Genomic DNA, 21260 nt, shown 5'->3' on the forward strand with positions numbered 1-21260 from the left:
CGTCTCCCACGTGAGGCGTCGCATGCCTGGAAACGCTCCAGGAGCACCCGGAGACGAGTAGTAGAAACCGATGCAACTCCGCCGAAAATTCCTGTTGAGTCTGGTTCTCGTTGCGGTAGTTATCAGCGGGGTGATGTTCGTGACGTTCAACTCGCAGCGGTCGGCCGCGATCGACGAGGCACAGACGGACATCGACGACCGGGCGGGCCAGACTGCATCGACACTCGACCAGCGACTGCGGTCGAACCAGCAGACACTTCAGGTTGTCGCCGACGATCCACGACTCTCCGACCACGGCACCGACGCCCAGCGGACCGCACTTGAGACCGTCCAGTCCCTCGACGGCGTCGGCGGCGTATCAGTCGTCGACAGGGACGGGGAGATGGTCAATCTCGTGACGGTGACGGGCGGTTCGCCGGACACCGTAATCGGGCAGGACTACAGCGACCGGGAGTACGTAACCAGCGCGCTCGCCGGAGAGGAGTACATTAGCGAACCGCTTCGGGCAGCGACCGGAAACCGGATCGTCGTACTGAGCATGCCGATCTACGAGGGCAACGACATCGTGGGGACCCTGAACGCGGCGCTGTATCTGGACGGGTCGTTTTTTCAGTCGGCAGTCGGCCTCCGGAACATCTCCGATACGAGCGTCTCGGTGATGTCGGGGACGGAGGCACTGTTTCAGAGCGAGGAGCAGTTCGATACGACGATCAGCGGAACTGCAACCGTCCAGTCGACGGGATGGACCGTCACCGTCGATCACCGGGAAGGCGCGGTAACCGAGGAGATCCAGCGGCTAGCGCTCGTGCAGATCGGGTCGAGTCTCGTATTGCTCGCCGCAGTCGGCGGGTTCGGACTCTGGATCTATCGCAACCACATTCGGCAGACGGAGCGGCTACAGACCAGGCTGGAGCAACTCGAACAGCGGCGGTACGATCAGCGGATCTCACTCACGGGGAGCAACGAATGGACGGAGATCAACGAGGCAGTTGACCGGCTTGCGTCAGCACTCGCCCGACGGGAGCAGATGTTGCTCGTACTGAACCGGTTGTTGCGCCACAACCTCCGGAACACGCTGAACGTCGTGATCGGACGCATCGGTCGACTCGATACCGCCGACGACAAAACGGTCCGCGAGATAGTCGAGACCTGCAAGCAACTGCTGACGATGAGTGATCGCGCGCGGATGACCGAGAGACTCGTCACGAGGGACGCGGACCGCCACGACAGCGTCGTTGATCTCGTGGAGGTCCTCGAGCACCAGATCGAATCGTTCGAGGACAGATATCCGAACGTAACCACCGCCGTCGAGGCGCCGAAAGCGGCACATGTCTCGGCTGATCCCGCAGTCGCGACTGCAATCGACGAACTGCTTACGAACGTCGGACAACATGCCGGAGCGGACCCGACCGTCGAGATAGAGATCCGACGAATAGACGATCAGGTCGAACTGAGAATCAGCGACGACGGTGCGGGGATTCCCGCGGAGGAGCGGTCCGTCTTCACTGGCGAGAAACAGATCTCGCATCTGCACCACAGCGGCGGTCTGGGACTCTGGCTCGTCGACTGGATCGTTTCGCAGTCGGGCGGAACCGTCGAGATCAGGTCCGACTCGGGGACGACGGTCGTGATACGGCTCCCCGCGGTCGAGCAGGGCCAAGGCTCGACATAGATACTCGATTGAGTAATAGTGTGCTACTCGGAATATAATAAATAATTTATCGTTAGAGGACGGTGGATAGTGTATGAGCTCCGATGACTTGCGAGGACAGATGGAACGTGTCGGCGACCGATTCGATCTCGGGGAGTACGAGATCGACGCCTATCTGGCCGTTCTAGAACAGGGAACGCTCACCGCGAGCGAGATTGCGGAGAACACGGAGATTCCGCAGCCACGGGTCTACGACACTGTCCGGAGCCTCAGCGATCGGGGACTGGTCGAACTCCGCGAATCGCGGCCCATGAAGATCACCGCGGTCGATCCGTCGATGGCCTTCGCGGACGTGACCGATTCGCTGGAGGACATGATCGCCGAACTCGATGCACGGTACACCGCACCGGCGCGTGACACCGAGGCCGTCTCGCTCGTGAAGTCCCGGTCGACGATCCTCCGGTACGTCGAGGATGCGATCGAGTCCGCGGAGTACGAACTGGCGCTCTCGTTGACGCCGGAGTTACTGGAGCGGTTCGAGACGGAACTGATCACACAGCGCGCGAACGGTATCAGTATCGACCTGCTGGTGACGCCTGCGGCCGAAGCGCCGGATCCCGACGAGTACGACTATCTCGACGTTGCGACCACCGCGCGGGCCCGCGAGGGCATCACGACGCCAATCATCGCCGTTGCCGACTGGGAGTACTCGGTCTACGCCACGCAGGACGCCATCCGGAACAACGACCGTGACCGATACGGCGTCATCTTCAATCGGTCGGCGCTTGGCTTTCTGGTCTCTGGCTTCTTTGGCACGGTGCTCTGGACGACAGCGGCCGAGACGCTCGCCGAGAACGGTTCGGGCAGATCGTTCCCGCGGCGCTACGCCTCGATCCGTCGGTGTGTCAAAGATATCAATCGGGGTGGCGGAGAGTTCTACGCGACTATCGATGGACGGGACGTCGAGACGGGGCGCAAACGAAGCGTGAGCGGGCGGGTCGCCAACGTAGATTTCGACCAGAGCGAACAGGTCGCGTCGCTAACGGTCGATACGGGGTCTGAGCGACTCGAAATCGGAGGGCTGGTTGCCGCCTTCGAGGATATCGAAGCCCACGAGATCCACGTCGGTCGCGACGAACCCCCGGTGACTACGCGGTAATCCAGCAGGAGAGCGGAGGCAACTGCCGCAGTCACCACTATTTTATTACTGGTGTTGTACCTATTAGTGGCATGAGCGTAACGGCTAGCAGACCGGAACCCATGGGTCTGGACAGGAGAGAGCCATCCGGGGACAGGGCTCGCCTCCGAACTCGAAACCGGAGAGAGTTCAGTGGAGTGCGCACCCACGGCCCGTGGGCGGAAGAACCGAAAGGCAGTGGACAAAGAGACTCAAACGGTACACAACCATGGAACAAGACGAGTTGACGACCGTTCTCGAGGACGCAGGACTCTCTCCGTACCAGTCGGAAGCGTACGTGACGCTTCTCGAGCTCGGTTCGGCCTCTGCGACTGATCTCGCGGACCTCAGTCAGGTTCCCGATCCGCGGATTTACGACGTCCTTCGTGATCTGGAGTCGAAGGGATTCATCGAAACGTACGAGCAGGATAGCCTCCACGCCAGAGCACACGACCCCGACGAGGTGCTCGATGATCTCCGCTCCCGTGCATCCCAGTTCGAGAGCGCCGCCTCGGAAATCGAAGAGCGGTGGAACCAGCCAGAGATGGGCCAGAGCAAGGTGAGCATCGTTTCGCGGTTCGAGACAGTCCTTGACAGCGCGAAGCGGTACATCCGCGAAGCCGATAATCAGGTCCAGTTGGCAGTGACGCCGGACCAGTTCGAAAAGCTTCGACCGTCGCTCGTCGAGGCCATCGAGAACGACGTCCTCGTCAAGCTATCGCTCCATTCCCGGGAGCGGGACACCATCGACGACGAAGCCCTGCCCGGTGCGTGTACAGAAGCCCGCCATCGCCCGCTCCCCTCGCCGTTCGTCGTAATCGTCGACAGAGAAAAGACCTGTTTCGCCCCGCACAGCGACTCGATCAATCAGTACGGCGTCCTGGTCGACGACCGAACCCACACCTACGTGTTCCACTGGTTCTTCCTCACGTCGATGTGGGACGTCTGGGAGACGCTGTACGTGGATCCGGCGCAAGGAGAGCTACGTAACTACGTCAATCTGCGATATTTCGTCCGCGACGTCAAGCCGCTGTACGACGATGAAGCCGAAATCGAAGTCGACGTCGTCGGCGTGGATACGACAACGTCCCATACGCGAACGATCCAGGGTCGTCTCGTCGACATCAGAACGACGAACCAGTTCGACGACGGCATGCGGGAAGCCGATGCGAACCCCTCGGTGGCCGAGTACGCGGGCGTCGCGGCCATCAGCGTCGACACCGGCGACGATGTCGTAACGATCGGTGGCTGGGGCGCTACCCTCGAAGACGTCGAAGCGGAGCGGATCACGGTTACGAACTTCGAGTCTGAGTGAGTATACGCCGATTCCGAGCGGACTGTACCTGTGCTTTTCCGGCCAAAAGGCTATACGGGTAGCTGTCGAACGGTAACATCCAACATGACTGGTATCCAATACGACGACTTCCTCGATCCGACCTACGAACCGGTCGCAACGGATCTCGTCTGCGAGTTCCGACTCGACCCGGCAGAGGGAATGAGCATGGAAGACGCGGCGAGTCGTGTCGCCTCCGAGAGTTCGAACGGAACCTGGGCACCACTGCAGGCCGGCGAGGACGTCACCGACCTCAGTGCCGTCGCGTTCGATATCGGCGACGACCGGGCGCTGGTCGCCTACCCGACGGCGCTGTTCGAGGCCGGTAGCCTCCCGCAGATCCTCTCGTGTATCGCCGGGAACATCATGGGGATGAAGGCCGTCGACTCGATCCGCTTGCTGGACTGCGAGTGGCCGGAATCCCTCGTCGAGAGCTTTCGGGGCCCGCAGTTCGGTTCGGCCGTCCGAACAGCACTACTCGACGCCGAGGACCGACCGATCACCGCGACCGTTCCGAAGCCAAAGGTCGGACTCTCGACCGATCGTCACGTCGAAATCGGCCGAGACGCGTGGCGCGGCGGCGTCGACCTGCTGAAAGACGACGAGAACCTGACCGATCAGTCGTTCAACCCCTTCGAGGAGCGCGTTCGGCGGAGTCTGGCCGCCAGAGACGAACTCGAAGCGGAGACCGGCGAGCGGAAAGGCTACCTGATCAACATCACCGCCGAGACCGACGAGATGGTCCGTCGTGCCGAGTTCGTCGCCGACCACGGCGGCCGGTTCGTGATGGTCGACATCATCACCGCCGGGTGGTCGGGGCTCCAGACTGTCCGCGAGACCTGCGAGGACCTCGGGCTGGCGATACACGCCCACCGGGCGATGCACGCCGCCTTCGACCGACTCGATCATCACGGCGTCTCGATGCGCTGTCTCGCTCAGTTCGCACGACTCGCCGGTGTCGACCACATCCACACGGGTACGGCCGGACTCGGCAAACTCGCCAACGAGGATACGGTCGGCATCAACGAATGGCTCCGGAGCGACCTCTACGGCACGACCGACGTCCTGCCGGTCGCCTCGGGCGGACTGCACCCCGGCATCGTCGATCAGCTACTCGATGCCGTCGGGACGAACGTCTGCGTGCAAGCGGGTGGCGGAATTCACGGCCACCCGGACGGCACCGAGGCGGGTGCGCGGGCGCTCAGGCAGGCCGTCGAGGCCTACGTAGACGGTGAGTCGCTCGAACGCCGTGCCGAATCGGTGCCAGCCCTCGATACGGCGCTGGAAGAATGGGGAACGGAGACGCCGCGGTAGAGAGACTGCTTACGGTTCGTCGCCGAACTCGATTTCTTCGAGAACGCCACCCTCCCGATAGACGACGTAGACCGCGCGTGGCTGTTCAGGCGCAGCAATCGTCGTTGCGTCGCCCTCGGTAACGGTGTCAGCACCCTCCCAGTCGACCAGACCATCGGTGACTGGCTGGACGGCGATGCCGAGGTGGGTGGCGTCTAGCGCGTCTCCACCTGCGTGAGTGACAGCGACCGTGCCCGCCTCCGGATCGTAGTCGGCCGCGAAGGCCGCGTCGGGAAGGACGACATGGTTGTCGACCTCGACCGGTTCGTCCGGAACGGTCCACTCGACGACGAGTGTTACCCCGCTGGCAAACTCGCCGAGTTCGAGTTCGTCCTCCATGGAGACTGTATCGTACTCGTCAGCAGGCTGGATCTCAGTTTGCTCGCCGTCCACCAGAACGCGGAACTGTTCGGCGTCGCGGTCGATCTCTCCGTAATAGGTCATGATGACTTCACCGTCACGCTCGTCGAACCGGAACGAGTAGCGCGGCTCCGGCGTGAAGTGAACTATCGCCCTATGGGCGGCCGCGTCGTCCGAGAGCACCACCTGCATTCGCTCGTCCGTCGCGACGTCGTCGAGCACGACGCTGTCACCCTGCGTCAGGGTGTCGTACTCCTCGCTGAAGATTGCCGTCTCGCCACCGGGGGCGGCATCACCGCGACGCTGGACCACAAGTCGATCCGGATCGGCCTGCGGTTCGCCGACGTATACGAGTTCGACCTCGCCGGCATCGGGGTCGTAGCCTACGTCTATGAACTCCTGGCCGGTAACGAACTGGACCAGTTGGGTCTGGCTACCAGCCCTGATGCTCCGTTCGACGCCGCCGCTTGCGGAGTCTTCTCCGGTGTCGTCTTCGGTACTATCCGTCGATTCCTCGGCTCCGACCCATTCGACGCTGACGACGACGAACGGCTCGACCACCGTCGAGAAGGTATCGCCCTCCGCGAAGGTGTCGTGGTCGTCGACGAACTGCTCGTCGGCGACCTCTCCCTCGACGCGTAGCTCCAGGTTGGCTGCGTCGATCGGTTCACCCTGCGCGTGTTTGATACTGACCGTGCCGTCAGCGGCGTAGCTCGATTCGAGGTGGGACTGAGGCGTCACCAACAGGCTCCCGACCTCCATCGGCTCGTCCGGTTCGACCCACTCGGCGACGACCTCGCTGCCGGTCTGAACGCCTTCCAGCGTCACACTGTCCCGGCCCCCGAGGGTCTCGTGATCGTCCTCGAACTGCGTCGCCGCAGGCTCGTCGTCGACGAGCACTCGGATTTCCGACGCCTGAAGCTCCTGGTCCCCGTGGTAGGTCACGGTCACCCCTTCCTCGCGCTGGCGGAAATGAACCCGCGGCGGCGATGCGCGGAAGTGCAGCACCGTCCAGTAGGCACCGCGAGGCTCGTTGGGGATGTCGGGTCTCAACGCGATTGACTCCTCGAGTTCGACGTCTCCGATAGTGATTGTATCGCCGGCAGTGAGCGTCTCCTGGGACGTATCGACCTGCTCTGTCGGTCTCGTCCCGTCGCTTCGCTCGCGCCTCACCGCGAGCTTTGTGGGGTCTGCCTCGCGGTCGCCACGGTAGGTAACCTCGACCGCGGTAGCGTCGTAGTCGTAGCTTGCTGTGAAATCGTCCTCGCCGACGATCAACTGTACGTAGACGTACTGAACAGTCTCTTCCTCGTCGACCCAGCGTAACGCGATGGCAGTCAGGGGCTCGGCCTCGGTCTCGATGGTGTTGCCCGCCGCGAACTCGTCGTGGCGGTCGGCTGGCTGGCGCGCGGCGCGCTCGCCGTCGATCCATAGCTCCAGTTCGTCGGCGTCGATCGTATCGCCGGCCCGATGTTTGATCTCGACGGTGCCCTCGTCGGGGTCGAACGAGGAGCGGATCTCTGCGTCCGGTGCAGCATCCGGATCCCGCCTGAGCGGCTGTTCGACGACAGCCTCGACGTAGACGGCGTCGTCACGTTCGATCTCGGTCTCGAGGACCTCCCCTTGCTCGATCACGGGGAGCAGGTCCGAAACGTCGTCGTCATCGATGGTAGCGCCGTCAGCGGGATACAGCAGATACTCGTTTTCGACCGTCCCGTCCTGCTGTCCCGGATACGTCTCGAATCCGGCGGCCATGGCCCGGAGTTTCTCGTGGCCGATGCCGGAGAAAATCGTTCCGTCGACATCTGGGATAAACACCACAAAGCCGCTGTCTTCGAGGCGTCCAAACGCTTCGGGGACGCCGTCGGCCGAGGCTCCGAGGCTCTCGACGTCGGCGTCGACGGCCGCCTCGGCACTATCGCTCTGGGGGCCGGACTGATCCGCAGCGAACACGGCGATCCCGTCGTCGCTTGCGAACGCGTACTGGTCGTCTTCGGCCAGCCGCCAGTCGCCCTCGGAGCCGACTTCGGTTCCGGGCTCCGGGCGGTCGAAGTCGCCGCTAAGAGCACCAATAACGCTCCCGTACCCGTTCGAGCGGATCAGCGTCAGATAGTTAGCGTCCTCGAATTCGATGTCGTCGAAAGCGTCGATGATGTCGCCCTCTACGCCGAGTTCCTTGCGACTCTCGAACTCGTCGAGGTCGGCGAACATGAACAGCTGATACTCCATCTCGACGGCCGACTCCGCGGGGAGGTGCTCGTACATCGCCGCGATATCGTCGGGGACTTCGGGCTCCTCGGGGTCGGCATCTGTGGATTCTGGCTCGTCGTCCGCAGGGCTATCGTCGCTTGGCTGGGGCTCAGAATCGTCTGTACTAACGCAACCGCTCACGGCAGTGATCGTGACGGCACTCCCTAGTAGGAAGCGTCGCCTGGAGGGCTTTCGCATCCATCTGATACGTTTTAGACAAACATAATAAAATTACTCATATATGATAGAAACAGACATCTTGGAGCGGTTCACCCCGCTCAGCGGGGCGTCGCCACGACTGCCAGATGGTCGTCGTGGAACGGCTCCATCCGTTCGGTATCGAGAATCTCGTAGCCGTTTTCGAGCGTCGATCGGACGCGCTCGAAGACGTCCGCCGGATCGGCCGTGACGTCCTCGCTTCTGGCTTTGAACGCGGCAACGAGGCGACCGTCCTCGGCGAGGAATCGCCTGTTCTCGACGGCGACGCGGGCCTGGCCGCTCGTCGCGACGTCCTGTACGATAGCGTCGAGACCGCTTTCGACGACGTGTGCGTACCCGTCTGGCTTTCTGGCGTCTTTCACCAGCGGAAACAGGCGGTCGCGGTCCTCGGCGACGTCGAGCAGGTCTCTCGCGGGGCGCGTGGCGAACTCCACTGCATAGGTCGGCCCGGCGAAGTCCGCGACGTGGCTCACCGTCGTCCCGCTCGCGGCACCGAGATAGAGGACGCGGTCGCCGTCGGCGAGACCAGTCTCCATCCCTAACTCGAACATCGCGCCGAGTTTCGAGCGCCGGGCGTCCCAGAGCCGCCAGTCGCCGTCGGTCGGTTCGCCGTACACTGGCTGGCCGCGGGTAGCGAGTCGCTCCTCGCCGTCGAACTCCCGCCGGGTGACGCTCTCGGGCAGACTCATTCGTCGTCACCTCGGGTGCGGATCCGCTCGATCCGTCTGTCGAGTTCGGCCTCCAGTTCGGGGTTGTACTCGCCGGAGTAATGGTCGATCCGGGCGGCGATAGAGAGCTTTCCGGCGAGCGCCCGTGCCGCGGAGCCACGCTCGTCAGGGGTGGTTCCCCGCACGTACTCGTGGGTGAAGATGACGCCGTGTTTCGGCGACGTGCCGTGCCCGCGGAGGTGGGCAAACAGGGCGTCTTCCGCGCCGAGCACCTGCACGGTGCCGCTGGGTTTTTTGGCGAGCGACTCCAGATCGCCGGCCAGCGAGATCAGTCGCGCGGCGAGTACCGGCCCCGCGAGCGCCGCCAGATTGGGTGCCACGTCCGGCGCGCGTTGCTCGATGAAGGCTCGTAGCTGGTCGGCCTCGTCGTCCAGATCGACGATCCGCTCGGCGAGCGAGAGCAGGCGCGGCTCCGCCACGTCGTCCGATCCGACGATGCTCCGCGCGTACTCGACGCCGGAGCCAGCCTCGTCGTCCAGACTGCCGGCCCACTCGGTAAGTCGTTCGGCGAGTTCGTTGGCGACCCGCTCGCAGTCGTCCATCGAGCGGACGGCGTGGATCAACTGTCGGTCGTCGGCGCGCTCTCTCTCGTTGACGACGTCTCGAGCGGCGGTCAGTGTTGCTTCCCTGAGCGCGTCGTAGTAGGCGTCCTCGTCCGGGACGACACCCTCGTCGACTGCGAGAGTCGGCCATGCCTCCGGTGTCTCCGCCCGTCCCTCACGGATCTGCATCGCGGCGGCGTCCGGATCCGCCGGATCGACCCCGGCAAACCAGCCCGCATGAGCGTCTTCGTCGTTCATACCTACTCCTCTCGGCCCGTGCCCCATATCCCTCCCGATCCGGTACTGGGTCGGCATCGCAGGTGTGACAACCGTTCACAGGAGCATCGATCACGTCGATATCTTGAACAGGCCGTGTGGGCTACGATGAGGAAATGGCGCCCAAATCGAAGACACTGGATTCGACTCGCGTACTCCTCGCCGGGACGGCGGCGTGGGTCGACGAGTTCGAGGCGGTACTGAAGGCGCGGGCCGGCGACGTTCACAGGGTCTCGACGGCTGGAGCGGCGCTCGAAGCCGTCCGTGACGGGTCGGTAGAGTGCCTCGTGACGGCGTACGCGCTCGAGGACTCGACGGGCACGGAGCTACTGCGGGCGGTTCGGCAGGAGTCGGGAACGCTCCCGACCGTGCTCTGTACGACGATCGGCGACGAGTCGGTCGCGAGTAAAGCGGTCTCGGCCGACGTCTCCGAGTACGTACCGCTCGACGAATCCCATGGGGGGTTCGACACCCTACTCGACCGGATCGACGAGAGCGTCCGGACGGCCCGACGGACGGCGACACAGCGCGACCGCGCGAGACAGTTCGACGCGATCTTTCAGGACCCGCGAACTGCGACGTGGGTACTGGACCCGGAAGGCGCGCTCCGGCGGGCGAACGAAACCGGCCGCGAACTGATCGAGGGCGATGTGGGGAGCGTGCTTGGCGAGCGGTTCTGGGCGCTCCCGTCGTGGTCAGGCGAGAGCGGCGTCCAGTCGGATGTTCGCCGGATCGTCGAGACGGCAATCGACGGGGAGTTCGGTAATGCGGTCGTGACGCGATCCGTCGCGCCGGACGCACAGGTCGTCGATCTCTCCGCCCGGCCGGTTCAGGACGAGCGCGGTCGGCTTCGATCCATCGTCGTCGAGGCGGTCGACATCTCCGATCGGGTGGCGCTCGAACGTGATCTCCGCCGCTCGGAGGAACTGCATCGCGTGACGCTGAACAACATGACGGACACGGTCCTGATGACCGACGAGGACGGCGAGTACACCTACGTCTGTCCGAACGTCAACTTCATCTTCGGCTACACGGCCGACGAGATCCAGGAACTTGGGACCATCGAAGACCTGCTCGGCGAGGATCTGTTCGACCGCGAGGAACTGGCAGAAAAAGGCGTGTTGAAAAACATCGAGGTCAGCGCGACCGACAAGGCGGGTCGTAAACACACCCTCCTGGTCAACGTCCGCGAGGTGTCGATACAGGACGGCACACTGCTGTACAGCTGTCGGGACGTGACAAAACGGAAACAGCGTGAAGAGGCGCTTGCGACACTGCAGGAGACCGCCCGGGAGTTTCTCTACGCCGAGACTCGCCAGGAGATCGGTGCGCAGGTCGTCGACGATACGGCGGGCGTCCTCGACCTCGACGCGAGCGCTGTCTACCTGTTCGACGCGGAGAACAACGAACTTCGACCGACTGCGAGTTCTCCAGCGATGGATCGGCTACACGGGCCGCTTCCGGACGTCCCTGCCAATGCCGAGAGCCTGCCCAGTCACAGTTTCGTCGACAACGAGGCACTGTTCGTCGACGACATCCACGACTCGCCGCGACTCGACGATCAGGCGACGGAACTTCGAAGTACGGCGTACATTCCGCTTGGCAACCACGGGGTGTTCGTGGCTGGCTCGTCGGCTATCGGGGAGTTCGACGAGGTGACCAGAGAGCTAGCCGATCTGCTGGCAGCGACTGCAGAAGCGGCGCTGGACCGGGTGACAAGAGAGACACAACTTCGCAGACAGGACAGGGAGCTACAGCAGCAGAACGAACAACTCACGCGATTGAACCGCATCAACGAGACGATCCGGGAGATCGATCAGGCCGTCGTCCAGGCCGAAACTCGCGAGGAGATAGACCACACGGTCTGTGAACTACTGACAGCCGACGACAGATTCACGTTCGCGTGGATCGGTGACGCCGATCCGGCGACCGAAACAGTCGTGCCGCGGGCCTGGGCCGGCGCGGAAGGCGGATATCTGGATAGCATCGAGTTTTCCGTGGGGGAGGCTGAAGTCGAGCCAGCAGGGCGAACGGCCGCGACGCGAGAGGTGACGAAGATCTCGAACGTAGCGGGTCGCCTGCGCGAAGAGGAGTGGCGAACGAACGCGCTCTCGCGGGATTTCCTGTCAGTCATCAGCATTCCGCTGGAGTACAACGACCTCTCGTACGGCGTGTTGAACGTCTATGCCGAAACCCAGGACGCGTTCGACGAGACGGTGCAGGCGGTGTTATGCGAACTCGGGGAGACTATCGCCTCGGCGACGAGCGCCATCGAACGGAAGAACGCGTTGTTGACGCGATCGGTAACTCGCATCGAGTTCGACATCGACGATCCGAGCTTCGTTCTCTCCAAAGTCGCACGAGAGGCCGACTGTGAGCTGTCGTATCAGGGCGGCGTCCAGCAGACAGCAGAGGGAAGCTACGTGTTCGTCACCGTCGACGGAGCCCCAATCGAGCGCGTCGAACAGATCACCGCCGACCTCGTCGCAGTCGAGGAGGTTCGACAGATCAGTGGTGACGAGGACGGTGGCGTGCTGGGCATCCGGCTTGGACAGTCGTTCCTCGCGAACGAACTCGCCGATCACGGGGCCGTCTTCCGGAGCGCGTCGGCCGATCCCGAATCGACGACGCTCGTCGTCGAGGTGCCCGAAAGCGTCGCGTCCCGCCACATCAGCCAACTCGTCCGCGAACTGTTTACTGGGGTCGAACTGCGGTCGAAACAGCAGCTAGATCGCTCCGTCGCGGAGACGGTCCAGTCGCAGGCGCTGGATCGGCTCACCGACAGGCAACTGGAGGTGAGTCAGACTGCGTACTACAGTGGCTTCTTCGAGTCGCCGCGGGATCACACCGGTACGGAGGTAGCGGAGATGCTCGACATCTCACCGCCCGCGTTCTCGAACCACATCCGGGCGGCCGAGCGGAAGTTGTTCGATTCGGTGTTCGATGAAGCGTGAGCCTCATTGGTCCCGGAAATCGAAGATTTCCGATATTCGACGGGGCATAGGACTCGTCGAGCCAGCAGACACGAAGTGTTTGCGCTGTTCAACTGTGCGGTAGCGCGGAGTCCCCGTCCTCAACTGCCTGGGCTCTGAAACGCTTGCCGGGAGGCGTGGTTAACATATGAACCAAGTAATCGATAGTTAGGTTCATCAGTTAACAACCAGCCTTTCTTCTATACATCCGATAGCTCTCTATACGCCACTCAAGCGATCGATGTGGCCAAAATGCTCATGAAAGACGTAATCCAGGATTCGTCAGAAGACGTGACCTACGAGTGCTTCGAGTGTGGAACTATCGTCGTCGATCCGGATAGCCCGGGTCTCTGTCCGGAGTGTGGCGGCGAGTTACGAAACAGGGGAACACCAATCGAGTAACGATGGCATCCGAGCCGACGCACAGCGACGGTGAGGAGAGTGCGACCATCGAGCCGTCGGACGAGGAGTCCGCCCTCCAGACGGCGCGACGGGAACTACACCACGCGGCCGAGCGGCTGGATATCGATCCTGCAATCGTCGAACAACTGAACCATCCGGCATCTGTCCACGAGGTCACGGTGCCGATAGAACGTGACGATGGCACCGTCGAGGTGTACACCGGGTATCGGGCCCACCACGACAGCGTCAAAGGGCCGTTTAAAGGTGGGCTCCGGTATCATCCCGAGGTGACGCGGGACGAGTGCGTCGGCCTCAGCATGTGGATGACCTGGAAGTGTGCAGTCATGGATCTCCCCTTCGGCGGCGCGAAAGGCGGTGTCGCAGTCGACCCGAAATCGTTGAGCAGGGCTGAGAAGGAACGGCTGACGCGTCGGTTCACCCAGGAGATCCGCTCCGTGATCGGACCAACGAAGGACATTCCGGCCCCCGACATGGGGACCGATCCCCAGACAATGGCGTGGGTGATGGATGCCTACTCGATGCAGGAAGACGAGACGATTCCTGGCGTCGTGACCGGAAAGCCGCCGGTCGTCGGCGGCAGCGAGGGGCGCGAACAAGCGCCCGGACGAAGCGTCGCCATCGTCACGCGCGAAGCGATCGAGTACTACGGGCGCGACATCGAAGAGACGGATGTCGCCGTACAGGGCTACGGTAGCGTGGGTGCGAACGCGGCCCGCCTCCTCGATCGGTGGGGCGCAAACATCGTCGCGGTCAGCGATGTCACGGGTGGGATCTACGATCCCGACGGGATCGACACAGGCTCGGTTCCATCTCACGACGAGGAGCCGGAAGCGGTACTCGAACAGGACGCCCCGCTGGCCGTCACGAACGATGAACTGCTCGAACTCGATGTCGACGTCCTGATTCCCGCAGCTATCGGGAACGTCCTGACGGAGGTGAACGCGGGCGATGTCCAGGCCGACCTGATCGTCGAGGGAGCGAACGGCCCGACGACGAGCACGGCACAGGAGCTTCTCGCGGAGCGTGGCGTAACCGTAATCCCCGATATCCTCGCGAACGCCGGCGGTGTCACGGTCAGTTACTTCGAGTGGTTGCAGGACATCAACAGACAGTCGTGGTCGCTAGAGCGCGTCCACGAGGAGCTAGAAACCGAGATGCTCTCGGCGTGGGATGCGGTCCGTGCCGAGAAGGAAAACGGCGCGTCGACGTGGCGCGATGCGGCCTACGCGGTAGCCCTCTCCCGGATCGCTGAAGCCCATGACGCGCGTGGACTCTGGCCCTGAACCGGATCCGATCAGTCTCCGACCTGCAGTGCCAGTGACGGATTCAGGCTGCCAGTCTCCGCACGGATTCCGACCAGCAAGACGACGCCCGCGACCAGGGGGATCACCGCGCAGGCGATGTAGATGGGTGCAAACCCGACTCGTTCGACGAGCGGGAGCGTGACGAGTGGTCCGAGACCGCCGCCGATGTCCCCGAGGACGTTGTTGGTCCCCATTGCGCGTCCCATCCGTTCGTCGGGAGTGAGGTCGGCCAACAGCGCCATCATCGGACCGCCGGTGCCGCCCTGTCCGCCGCCGATCAACAGACAGGCGACGATTAACCGGCCGATCGAACTGGCAGTCGCGAGCAACAGGAACCCAGCCCCCGAGACGACCAGTGAGACGAGGACGATGGGAACGCGATAGCCGTACAGGTCGCTCAGTTTCCCGCCGCCGAGCATGCACGCCGACCCAGCGAGTACGGTGACAGCCATGAGGAGGCCGGAGGTCCCCTGTGCATCGAAGCCGAGGACACCGATCTCTAGCTCGACGAGGAAGACGACGAGCGTCGCAAAGAGCGCGCCGATATACGCGAAGAAGACGCCGAAGTTGACGAGGCCGACGGTCAATGCGGGCAGCGAGGTGTCTATCTCCCAGGGCTTGACGCCGCCTTTTCGGCGCTCTATCGCGCCGGTGTGGGTCTCGGGGATGATGAAGTACGCGAGCACGCCAGCAAAGAGCGCGAACGACGCCGCGAGGACGAACGCGGCCTCAACGCCGTAGAGATCACTGACCAGGCCACCGAGCACCAGACCGGCGGGGAAGCCAAAGGTGATCCCCGCACGGACGATGCCCATGCTCGTCCCCCGCGAACTGGATTCGCTGACGTCTGCTGTAATCGTATAGGCCGTGGCAAACACGAGGGCGCTCCCGACGCCCCAGAGGATCCGGGCGAGCAGAGACCACACCTCTGGTGCGGGGGCGACGACGGCGACGACGTAGCCCAGCGTCGCGATGCCCTCGACGAACAGTCCGACGACGAAGGGCCTCCGGGTGCCAATGCGGTCGACGAGCGCGCCGGCGGGCGCGCCGGCGGGCGCGTTCGCGATCAGGCGGGCGAATCGGTTCGCGCTCAGGATAAGTCCGACGAGGAACGAGGAGATACCTAACACTGCGCCCGTGGAGGGAACGCTCTGCCGCGTCCGGGAGTTTATTGTCGGTTCGCCGGAACCTACCAGTAGTTGACTATGAGTGCAATCGAACTAACAGACGTGGGCAAGCGATACGGCGATTTTCAGGCGCTGGACGGCCTCTCTCTGTCCGTCGACCGCGGCGAACTGTTCGGATTACTCGGCCCCAACGGCGCGGGGAAGACGACGGCGATTCAGCTACTGACCGGGCAGTTAGCACCCGACGATGGGACGCTCTCCGTCCTGGACACAGATCCGGCGACGGAGCCGATAGAAACTCGCCGTCTCGTCGGTATCGTGCCCGAAAAGGAGTCCCCGCCTAGCTTTCTCACGCCCCGAGAGTACTTCGAGTTCGTCGGGCAGGTACGCGAGATGCCGGCAGATCTACTCGATGACCGGATAGAGGAGTGGGCAGATCGGCTCTCTTTCACCGAAAAACTCGACGCGATATCGACCGACCTCTCGCGGGGCCAACAACAGAAGGTGATGATCACGCAGGCGTTTCTCCACGACCCCGACGTGGTCTTCATCGACGAACCGCTCGCGAACCTCGATCCGATCATGCAAGAGCGGGTCAAAGAGTACTTCGAGCAGTACCGGAGCGAGGACAACGCGCTGTTCCTCTCGACACATCAGATCGAGGTCGCCGAGGAGATCTGTAGCCGCGTCGGCGTCGTCGGTGACGGCCGACTCGTCGCCGAGCAGCGGCCCGCAGAGATGAGCGAGGAGGAATCGCTACTAGACGCCTTCAAGCAGGGCGCAACAGCCGAACGCCCGGCAGCGGCACCGAGGTAACGATGCTAGGTATCGACCGCATCGACCGCGTCGTCTTCACTCGGATGCTGGGAGAGGAGTGGCGACTCCACGCCTCCCTGTTCGGCGGCCGGCGGTTCGCACTGTTCCCGCTACTCGTTGCGGCGTTGACCGCCGCTGGCGTTGTCGCACTCGTCGAGACCGGGACCAGCCTCTCGTCCGTGATCGCCGGACTGCACGCACTCGTGTTCGCCTTTGGACTTCACACTGGCTCGATCGGTCTGGTCGGCCGGGACGCCATCGAGGACCTGCTTGGCGACGTAACGCTGCTGGTGTTTTCTGCACACACGTTGCCGATCTCTCGCCGGCGACTGCTCGGTCACTTCCTCGTGAAAGACGCCCTCTACTACTCCGGGCTCTTTCTGGTGCCGATCACGGCGGCGTTCGTCGTGGCCGTCGGACAGGGCGGGTTCGGCTTCCTCGACCTTGGTCGACTCTGGCTCTCGACGACTGCGACGTTCCTGCTCGGTCTCGTGGTGACGCTTGCGCTCGTCGGCATCGCCACTCGGGGCGTCTCTGGCTGGTTTTCGATCGGTGGACTCTCGCTCGTCGGCGGCGGCCTGTGGTACGCGAACGTAGACGTCCTCGCCGCGACGCCGTACGCGCTGTACGCCGAGCCGTCAGTGCTGGCGTTCTCCGGAACGCTCGCCCTGCTCGTCGGGACGGCCGTGCTCGGCATCTATGCCTACGAACCGGTCGACGCCGCCCCGACCCGTACCCGGGTTCCGGTGTTCACGAAATGGCGGCGACGCCTCGGCGACGACACCGGTCTGACGACAAAGACGCTCCTCGACGTCGCCAGAAGCAACGGTGGCCTCTGGAAACTCCTTTTCTCCGGAGGAATCCTCTTTGCCGTCTGCGTCGGACTGGTCGAACTCGCAGAGCGGATTACCGGTGTTGCGCCGTCCGTGGGAATCACGTTCGGCGCGTTGCTGGGACTCTCGGCGTTCACGTCGTACAACTGGATCACTCAGTACGACGACCCGACCTCGTACCTGCGCTATCCGCTCGGCGTCCCGGACCTATTCGCCGCCAAGCGGCGGGCCATGGTGTTGGTCGGGCTCCCCACTGCAGTCGGCTACTTTGCCCTCGCGGCACTCCTGTTCGGTGCGAGTGCCGTCGACGCCGTCGCGGGACTCCTCTTGCTCGTCGGCTACCATCAGTACCTGTTCGGCCTCACGGCCGCCCTCGCAGGTTTCGAGCCGAACGAGTTCCTCTTCGACTCGCTCAAATTTCTGCTCTTTACCGCGGCTGTCGCCGCCGTCCTCGTTCCGGTACTGGTCGTCGGCCTCGCGCTCGCACCGCTCGGAGGGACGACGCTCGCGCTCCTTGGCGGCGTTGGCCTCGGACTGCTCGTTCTCGGCGAACTCTGCTACCGATACGCAGTAGCCCGGTGGACGACACGTCTTGGCGACTGAGTCCTTACTTTTCGACAAACACCCAAGGGACGCCTCAGAGAGATACCGAAGTTCCAGAACGTCGCCAGTATGATTTAAGTATTGTGAATTGCTACCAAGGATCATGGCAGTTCGTCATGCTACGCTCGAAGATCGAGGAGGGATCAGGAAGATAGCCCGGCGGTCGATGCACTGTTCATACACGATGAGTCCAGATACGATCGACCGGGCCATCGAGGAGTGGTACGGCGACGAAACCCTCGAAGACGCTTTCGCGGACGACAGTCGATACCTCCTGGTCGCCGAGGAAGACGACATACTTACTGGATTTACCGACGCCGTCCTCCACGGGCAGGACCAGCCAGCCGATCTGCTCTGGTTACACGTTCACCCCGACCACCGCGGACAGGGTATCTCGCGGGAACTCCTCGAAGAGACCAGAACGCGACTTATAGAGGCTGGAGCGTCGCATCTCCGGGGCCTCGTGCTCGCGGACAACAGCGAGGGCAACTCCTTTTACAAACATTTCGGGTTCAGGAAGATCGGCGAACGTCACATCGATATCGACGGTAAGAGACACGTCGAGAACGTCTATCAGGACGTCGAACCGGCCGGACTGACCACGCTCACCGTCAACGACGAGATCGTGTACGTCGCCGACGACGACACCGAGCGGGGAACGATCGCACCGTTCAACACGGTCTACGCCGATCCGAACCGCGACGAGCGGTGGGCCTACTACTGTACGAACTGCGACAGCGTGGCCGCGGCGATGGACGCGATGGCCCGCATCGAGTGTTCGACCTGTGGCAACACGCGCAAGCCGACCCGCTGGGACGCCGCGTACCTGTGATGTAGAGCCATCGCGAAAGACGAATATAAGACGGCGCTGTTCTAACCGCAGAGTATGCAAGCGCAGGTCAGAGAGCACGTCCCCGCGGTCACGGCCGTGTTGACTGTCGTATCGCTGATACTCGTGTTCAGCGCGGCACTGCAGGCCATCCCACAGGACGCGATCCCGACTGCTCCCGAGTGGATACTCGACGCTATTCCGCACCTGAACGCTGCCCTGAGTGCGCTCGCTATCGTCACCATCCTCTCCGGTGTCCGAGCGATCCGCCGCGGCGAGATTACGCGCCATCGACGCCTGATGGTCACGTCGTTCGTCCTCTTTGCCGGCTTTCTCGTGATGTATCTCTACCGCGTCTCGCTGCTCGGCCCGTCGTCGTTCCCCGGTCCGGAGACCATCGAACTCTACGTCTACCTGCCGATCCTCGCTATCCACATCCTGCTCGCGATCAGTTCACTGCCGTTCGTCTACTACGCGCTCTTGCTCGCGCTGACGAGACCGATCCACGAACTTCCCCAGACGAACCACGCACGCGTCGGCCGGATCGCCGCGAGTCTCTGGACGATTTCCTTCGCCGGCGGGATCATCATCTACCTCATGCTCTACGTTCTGTTCTGAGCCTCCACAGGTTCATATACGAATCCGCGGCCAGAGCGGGGTATGTCGTTGTACCCACGACGCGACGTCCTGGAGACCCTGGCTGCACTGTTCGGAGCGACGCCCTTCGCCGGCATCCCGTTCGGCGAAGATACGGAAACCCTGACCGGCGTCGTCGACCGGGTCGTCGACGGCCTCGCAGTCGTCCTGCTCGAAGACCACGGCGACCTCGTCGATCAGACGACGATTCCGGTCGAGGAACTACCAGCGCCAGCCAGCGAGGAGGGCGCGGTACTGGATCTGGTGATGGACGGCGATGGCGTCGAGCGAATCCACTACGACAGGGAAGAGACGGAGCGGCGGCAAAAAGAGGCTAAAGATCGGATCGACGAACTGTCCGATTAATCGTCCGCGACTGTCGATTCCGTCGAAATCTCGGGACGGGTGACGTCCCGATCAGTCGCCTCGCCCTCGATATCGTAGGGATACTCGCCGGTGACACAGCCGAGACAGAGATCGGCACGGGAGGACTCCAGCGCGCTCGCGACGGCGTCGATAGAGAGATAGGAGAGACTGTCGGCGTCGATCTCCTCTCGGATCTCGTCGGTCGACTTGCCGGCGGCGATCAGTTCGTCGCGTGAGGCCATGTCGATGCCCATGTAACAGGGGGCGAGGATCGGCGGCGCGCCGATCCGGACGTGGACTTCCTCCGCACCGACGTCCTTGAGCAACTGGACCAGCTGGTTCGAGGTCGTCCCGCGGACGATGCTGTCGTCGATGATCGTCACGGACTTGCCCTCGACCGTGCTCTTGATCGGATTGAGTTTCAGGCGGACCGCGCGCTCGCGCTCGTCCTGTGTCGGCATGATGAACGTCCGGCCGACGTACCGGTTCTTCATCAGCCCCTCGGCGAACTCGACGTCCGCGCCGTCGTCGTTGGCCGCTTCGGCGTAGCCGCTTGCAAAGGAGCGTCCCGAGTCGGGCACCGGCATCACGACGTCACTGTCGACGCCGTTTTCCTCCCATAGCTGTCGGCCGAGTTCACGGCGCACCTCGTAGACGAGTTTCTCGTCGATGACGCTGTCGGGCCGGGCGAAGTAGACGTGCTCGAAGAAACAGTGGGCCGAATTTTCCCGATCGAACAGTTGGTACGAGTCATAGCCTTTCCCGTCGTCCTGGAGGACGACGAGTTCGCCGGGTTTGACGTCCCGGACGAGTTCGCCGTCGAGCGTGTCTATGGCCGCACTCTCGCTGGCGAGAATGTAGCCATCGTCGAGTTCGCCGATACAGAGCGGCCGGTTCCCCTCCGGATCCCGGACCCCGAGCACGGTGTCGTCGTGCATGATCGTCAGCGAGTAGGAGCCATGGATCCGCTCCATGGTGGTCTTGACCGCGCGAACGAGATCCTCTTCGAGCAGGTTTCGTGCGAGGTCGTGGGCGATGACTTCGGTGTCTCCGTCGGAGGTGAAGGCGTGGCCGAGGCCGGCCAGTTCGCCGCGAATCTCGTCGGCGTTGACGAGGTTGCCGTTGTGCGAGAGGCCCAGCGAACCGCTCTTGAACGAGACGGAAAACGGCTGAGCACAACAGGAGTTGACGCTTCCTGCCGTCGGATATCGGACGTGACCGATTCCGACGGGCCCGTTCAGACTCTCGACGTCGCCCTGACTGAACGCGTCGCCAACCAGTCCCATCTCGACGTGGCTGTACTGCTGGAAGCCGTCGTGGGTGACGATTCCGGCAGACTCCTGGCCGCGGTGCTGGAGCGCGTACAGGGAGTAGTAGAGTGGACGCGCGGCGGCGCGGTCCTCAAGAGACACGCCGACCACGCCGCACTTTTCGGTCATCCCGTTCCGGGAACGCCTTTCGA

General features: G+C 63.1%; 16 protein-coding genes and 1 pseudogene. 12 read left to right on the forward strand and 5 right to left on the reverse strand.

Translation table 11 applies throughout. The features are described from left to right. Window positions 1-70: 70 nt before the first annotated feature. The 4 genes from ACFQL3_RS09020 to rbcL all read left to right on the forward strand — a co-directional run bounded on the left by ACFQL3_RS09020 (window position 71) and on the right by rbcL (window position 5475). The gene (locus ACFQL3_RS09020; protein WP_377053451.1) at window positions 71-1672 is read left to right on the forward strand and encodes a sensor histidine kinase; all 1602 of its coding nucleotides are present in this window, start codon (window positions 71-73) and stop codon (window positions 1670-1672) included. A gap of 73 nt (window positions 1673-1745) precedes the next feature. Further along, complete coding sequence (trmB, locus tag ACFQL3_RS09025; RefSeq protein ID WP_377053453.1) at window positions 1746-2810, forward strand: HTH-type sugar sensing transcriptional regulator TrmB; 1065 nt, start codon at window positions 1746-1748, stop codon at window positions 2808-2810. A 247-nt stretch (window positions 2811-3057) separates the two neighbouring features. Next, a complete protein-coding gene (locus tag ACFQL3_RS09030; protein ID WP_377053455.1) occupies window positions 3058-4143 on the forward strand; it encodes a TrmB family transcriptional regulator in 1086 nt (361 codons plus the stop codon). Between the two features lie 84 nt (window positions 4144-4227). After that, the gene (gene rbcL / locus ACFQL3_RS09035) at window positions 4228-5475 is read left to right on the forward strand and encodes a type III ribulose-bisphosphate carboxylase (RefSeq protein WP_377053457.1); all 1248 of its coding nucleotides are present in this window, start codon (window positions 4228-4230) and stop codon (window positions 5473-5475) included. Window positions 5476-5484: 9 nt separating this feature from the next. On the opposite strand, the gene ACFQL3_RS09040 is transcribed toward rbcL, so the two are convergent. The 3 genes from ACFQL3_RS09040 to ACFQL3_RS09050 all read right to left on the reverse strand — a co-directional run bounded on the left by ACFQL3_RS09040 (window position 5485) and on the right by ACFQL3_RS09050 (window position 9871). Beyond that, on the reverse strand, window positions 5485-8265 hold the full coding sequence (locus ACFQL3_RS09040; RefSeq protein ID WP_377053459.1) for a hypothetical protein: 2781 nt from the start codon (window positions 8263-8265) through the stop codon (window positions 5485-5487). Window positions 8266-8402: 137 nt separating this feature from the next. Then, on the reverse strand, window positions 8403-9032 hold the full coding sequence (locus tag ACFQL3_RS09045) for a fibrillarin-like rRNA/tRNA 2'-O-methyltransferase (protein ID WP_377053461.1): 630 nt from the start codon (window positions 9030-9032) through the stop codon (window positions 8403-8405). Further along, entirely contained in the window at window positions 9029-9871 is an 843-nt protein-coding gene (locus ACFQL3_RS09050) for an NOP5/NOP56 family protein (RefSeq protein WP_377053463.1), read from the reverse strand. The genes ACFQL3_RS09045 and ACFQL3_RS09050 overlap by 4 nt, the downstream gene beginning before the upstream one ends. Window positions 9872-10005: 134 nt before the next feature. Between ACFQL3_RS09050 and ACFQL3_RS09055 the strand changes: the two genes are divergently transcribed. The 3 genes from ACFQL3_RS09055 (at window position 10006) to gdhB (ending at window position 14567) form a co-directional block, all read left to right on the forward strand. Then, on the forward strand, window positions 10006-12843 hold the full coding sequence (locus ACFQL3_RS09055; RefSeq protein WP_377053465.1) for a bacterio-opsin activator domain-containing protein: 2838 nt from the start codon (window positions 10006-10008) through the stop codon (window positions 12841-12843). A gap of 276 nt (window positions 12844-13119) precedes the next feature. Then, on the forward strand, window positions 13120-13263 hold the full coding sequence (locus ACFQL3_RS09060; RefSeq protein WP_377053467.1) for a rubrerythrin-like domain-containing protein: 144 nt from the start codon (window positions 13120-13122) through the stop codon (window positions 13261-13263). A gap of 2 nt (window positions 13264-13265) precedes the next feature. Next, on the forward strand, window positions 13266-14567 hold the full coding sequence (gene gdhB / locus ACFQL3_RS09065; protein ID WP_377053469.1) for a glutamate dehydrogenase GdhB: 1302 nt from the start codon (window positions 13266-13268) through the stop codon (window positions 14565-14567). 11 nt (window positions 14568-14578) lie between these two features. Here the strand turns inward: gdhB and ACFQL3_RS09070 are convergent. Continuing rightward, a pseudogene (locus tag ACFQL3_RS09070) lies at window positions 14579-15736 on the reverse strand (MFS transporter); the annotation flags it as partial. Window positions 15737-15793: 57 nt separating this feature from the next. Here ACFQL3_RS09070 and ACFQL3_RS09075 point away from each other — a divergent pair. The 5 genes from ACFQL3_RS09075 (at window position 15794) to ACFQL3_RS09095 (ending at window position 19798) form a co-directional block, all read left to right on the forward strand. After that, window positions 15794-16531 carry an ABC transporter ATP-binding protein gene (locus ACFQL3_RS09075; protein WP_377053471.1) on the forward strand — a complete coding sequence of 246 codons (738 nt, stop codon included), beginning with the start codon at window positions 15794-15796 and terminating at the stop codon, window positions 16529-16531. A 2-nt stretch (window positions 16532-16533) separates the two neighbouring features. Next, entirely contained in the window at window positions 16534-17967 is a 1434-nt protein-coding gene (locus ACFQL3_RS09080) for a hypothetical protein (protein WP_377053473.1), read from the forward strand. Window positions 17968-18151: 184 nt separating this feature from the next. Continuing rightward, window positions 18152-18799, forward strand: coding sequence for a GNAT family N-acetyltransferase (locus ACFQL3_RS09085; RefSeq protein ID WP_377053475.1), 648 nt, complete (start codon window positions 18152-18154; stop codon window positions 18797-18799). A 54-nt stretch (window positions 18800-18853) separates the two neighbouring features. Continuing rightward, a complete protein-coding gene (locus tag ACFQL3_RS09090; RefSeq protein WP_377053477.1) occupies window positions 18854-19414 on the forward strand; it encodes a DUF420 domain-containing protein in 561 nt (186 codons plus the stop codon). A gap of 42 nt (window positions 19415-19456) precedes the next feature. Next, window positions 19457-19798 carry a DUF3006 domain-containing protein gene (locus ACFQL3_RS09095; RefSeq protein WP_377053479.1) on the forward strand — a complete coding sequence of 114 codons (342 nt, stop codon included), beginning with the start codon at window positions 19457-19459 and terminating at the stop codon, window positions 19796-19798. Here the strand turns inward: ACFQL3_RS09095 and purF are convergent. Further along, window positions 19795-21237, reverse strand: coding sequence for an amidophosphoribosyltransferase (gene purF, locus ACFQL3_RS09100; protein WP_377057066.1), 1443 nt, complete (start codon window positions 21235-21237; stop codon window positions 19795-19797). The genes ACFQL3_RS09095 and purF overlap by 4 nt on opposite strands. Window positions 21238-21260 lie beyond the last annotated feature (23 nt).

Source organism: Natronoarchaeum sp. GCM10025321, from assembly GCF_042663585.1.
Classification (GTDB): domain Archaea; phylum Halobacteriota; class Halobacteria; order Halobacteriales; family Natronoarchaeaceae; genus Natranaeroarchaeum.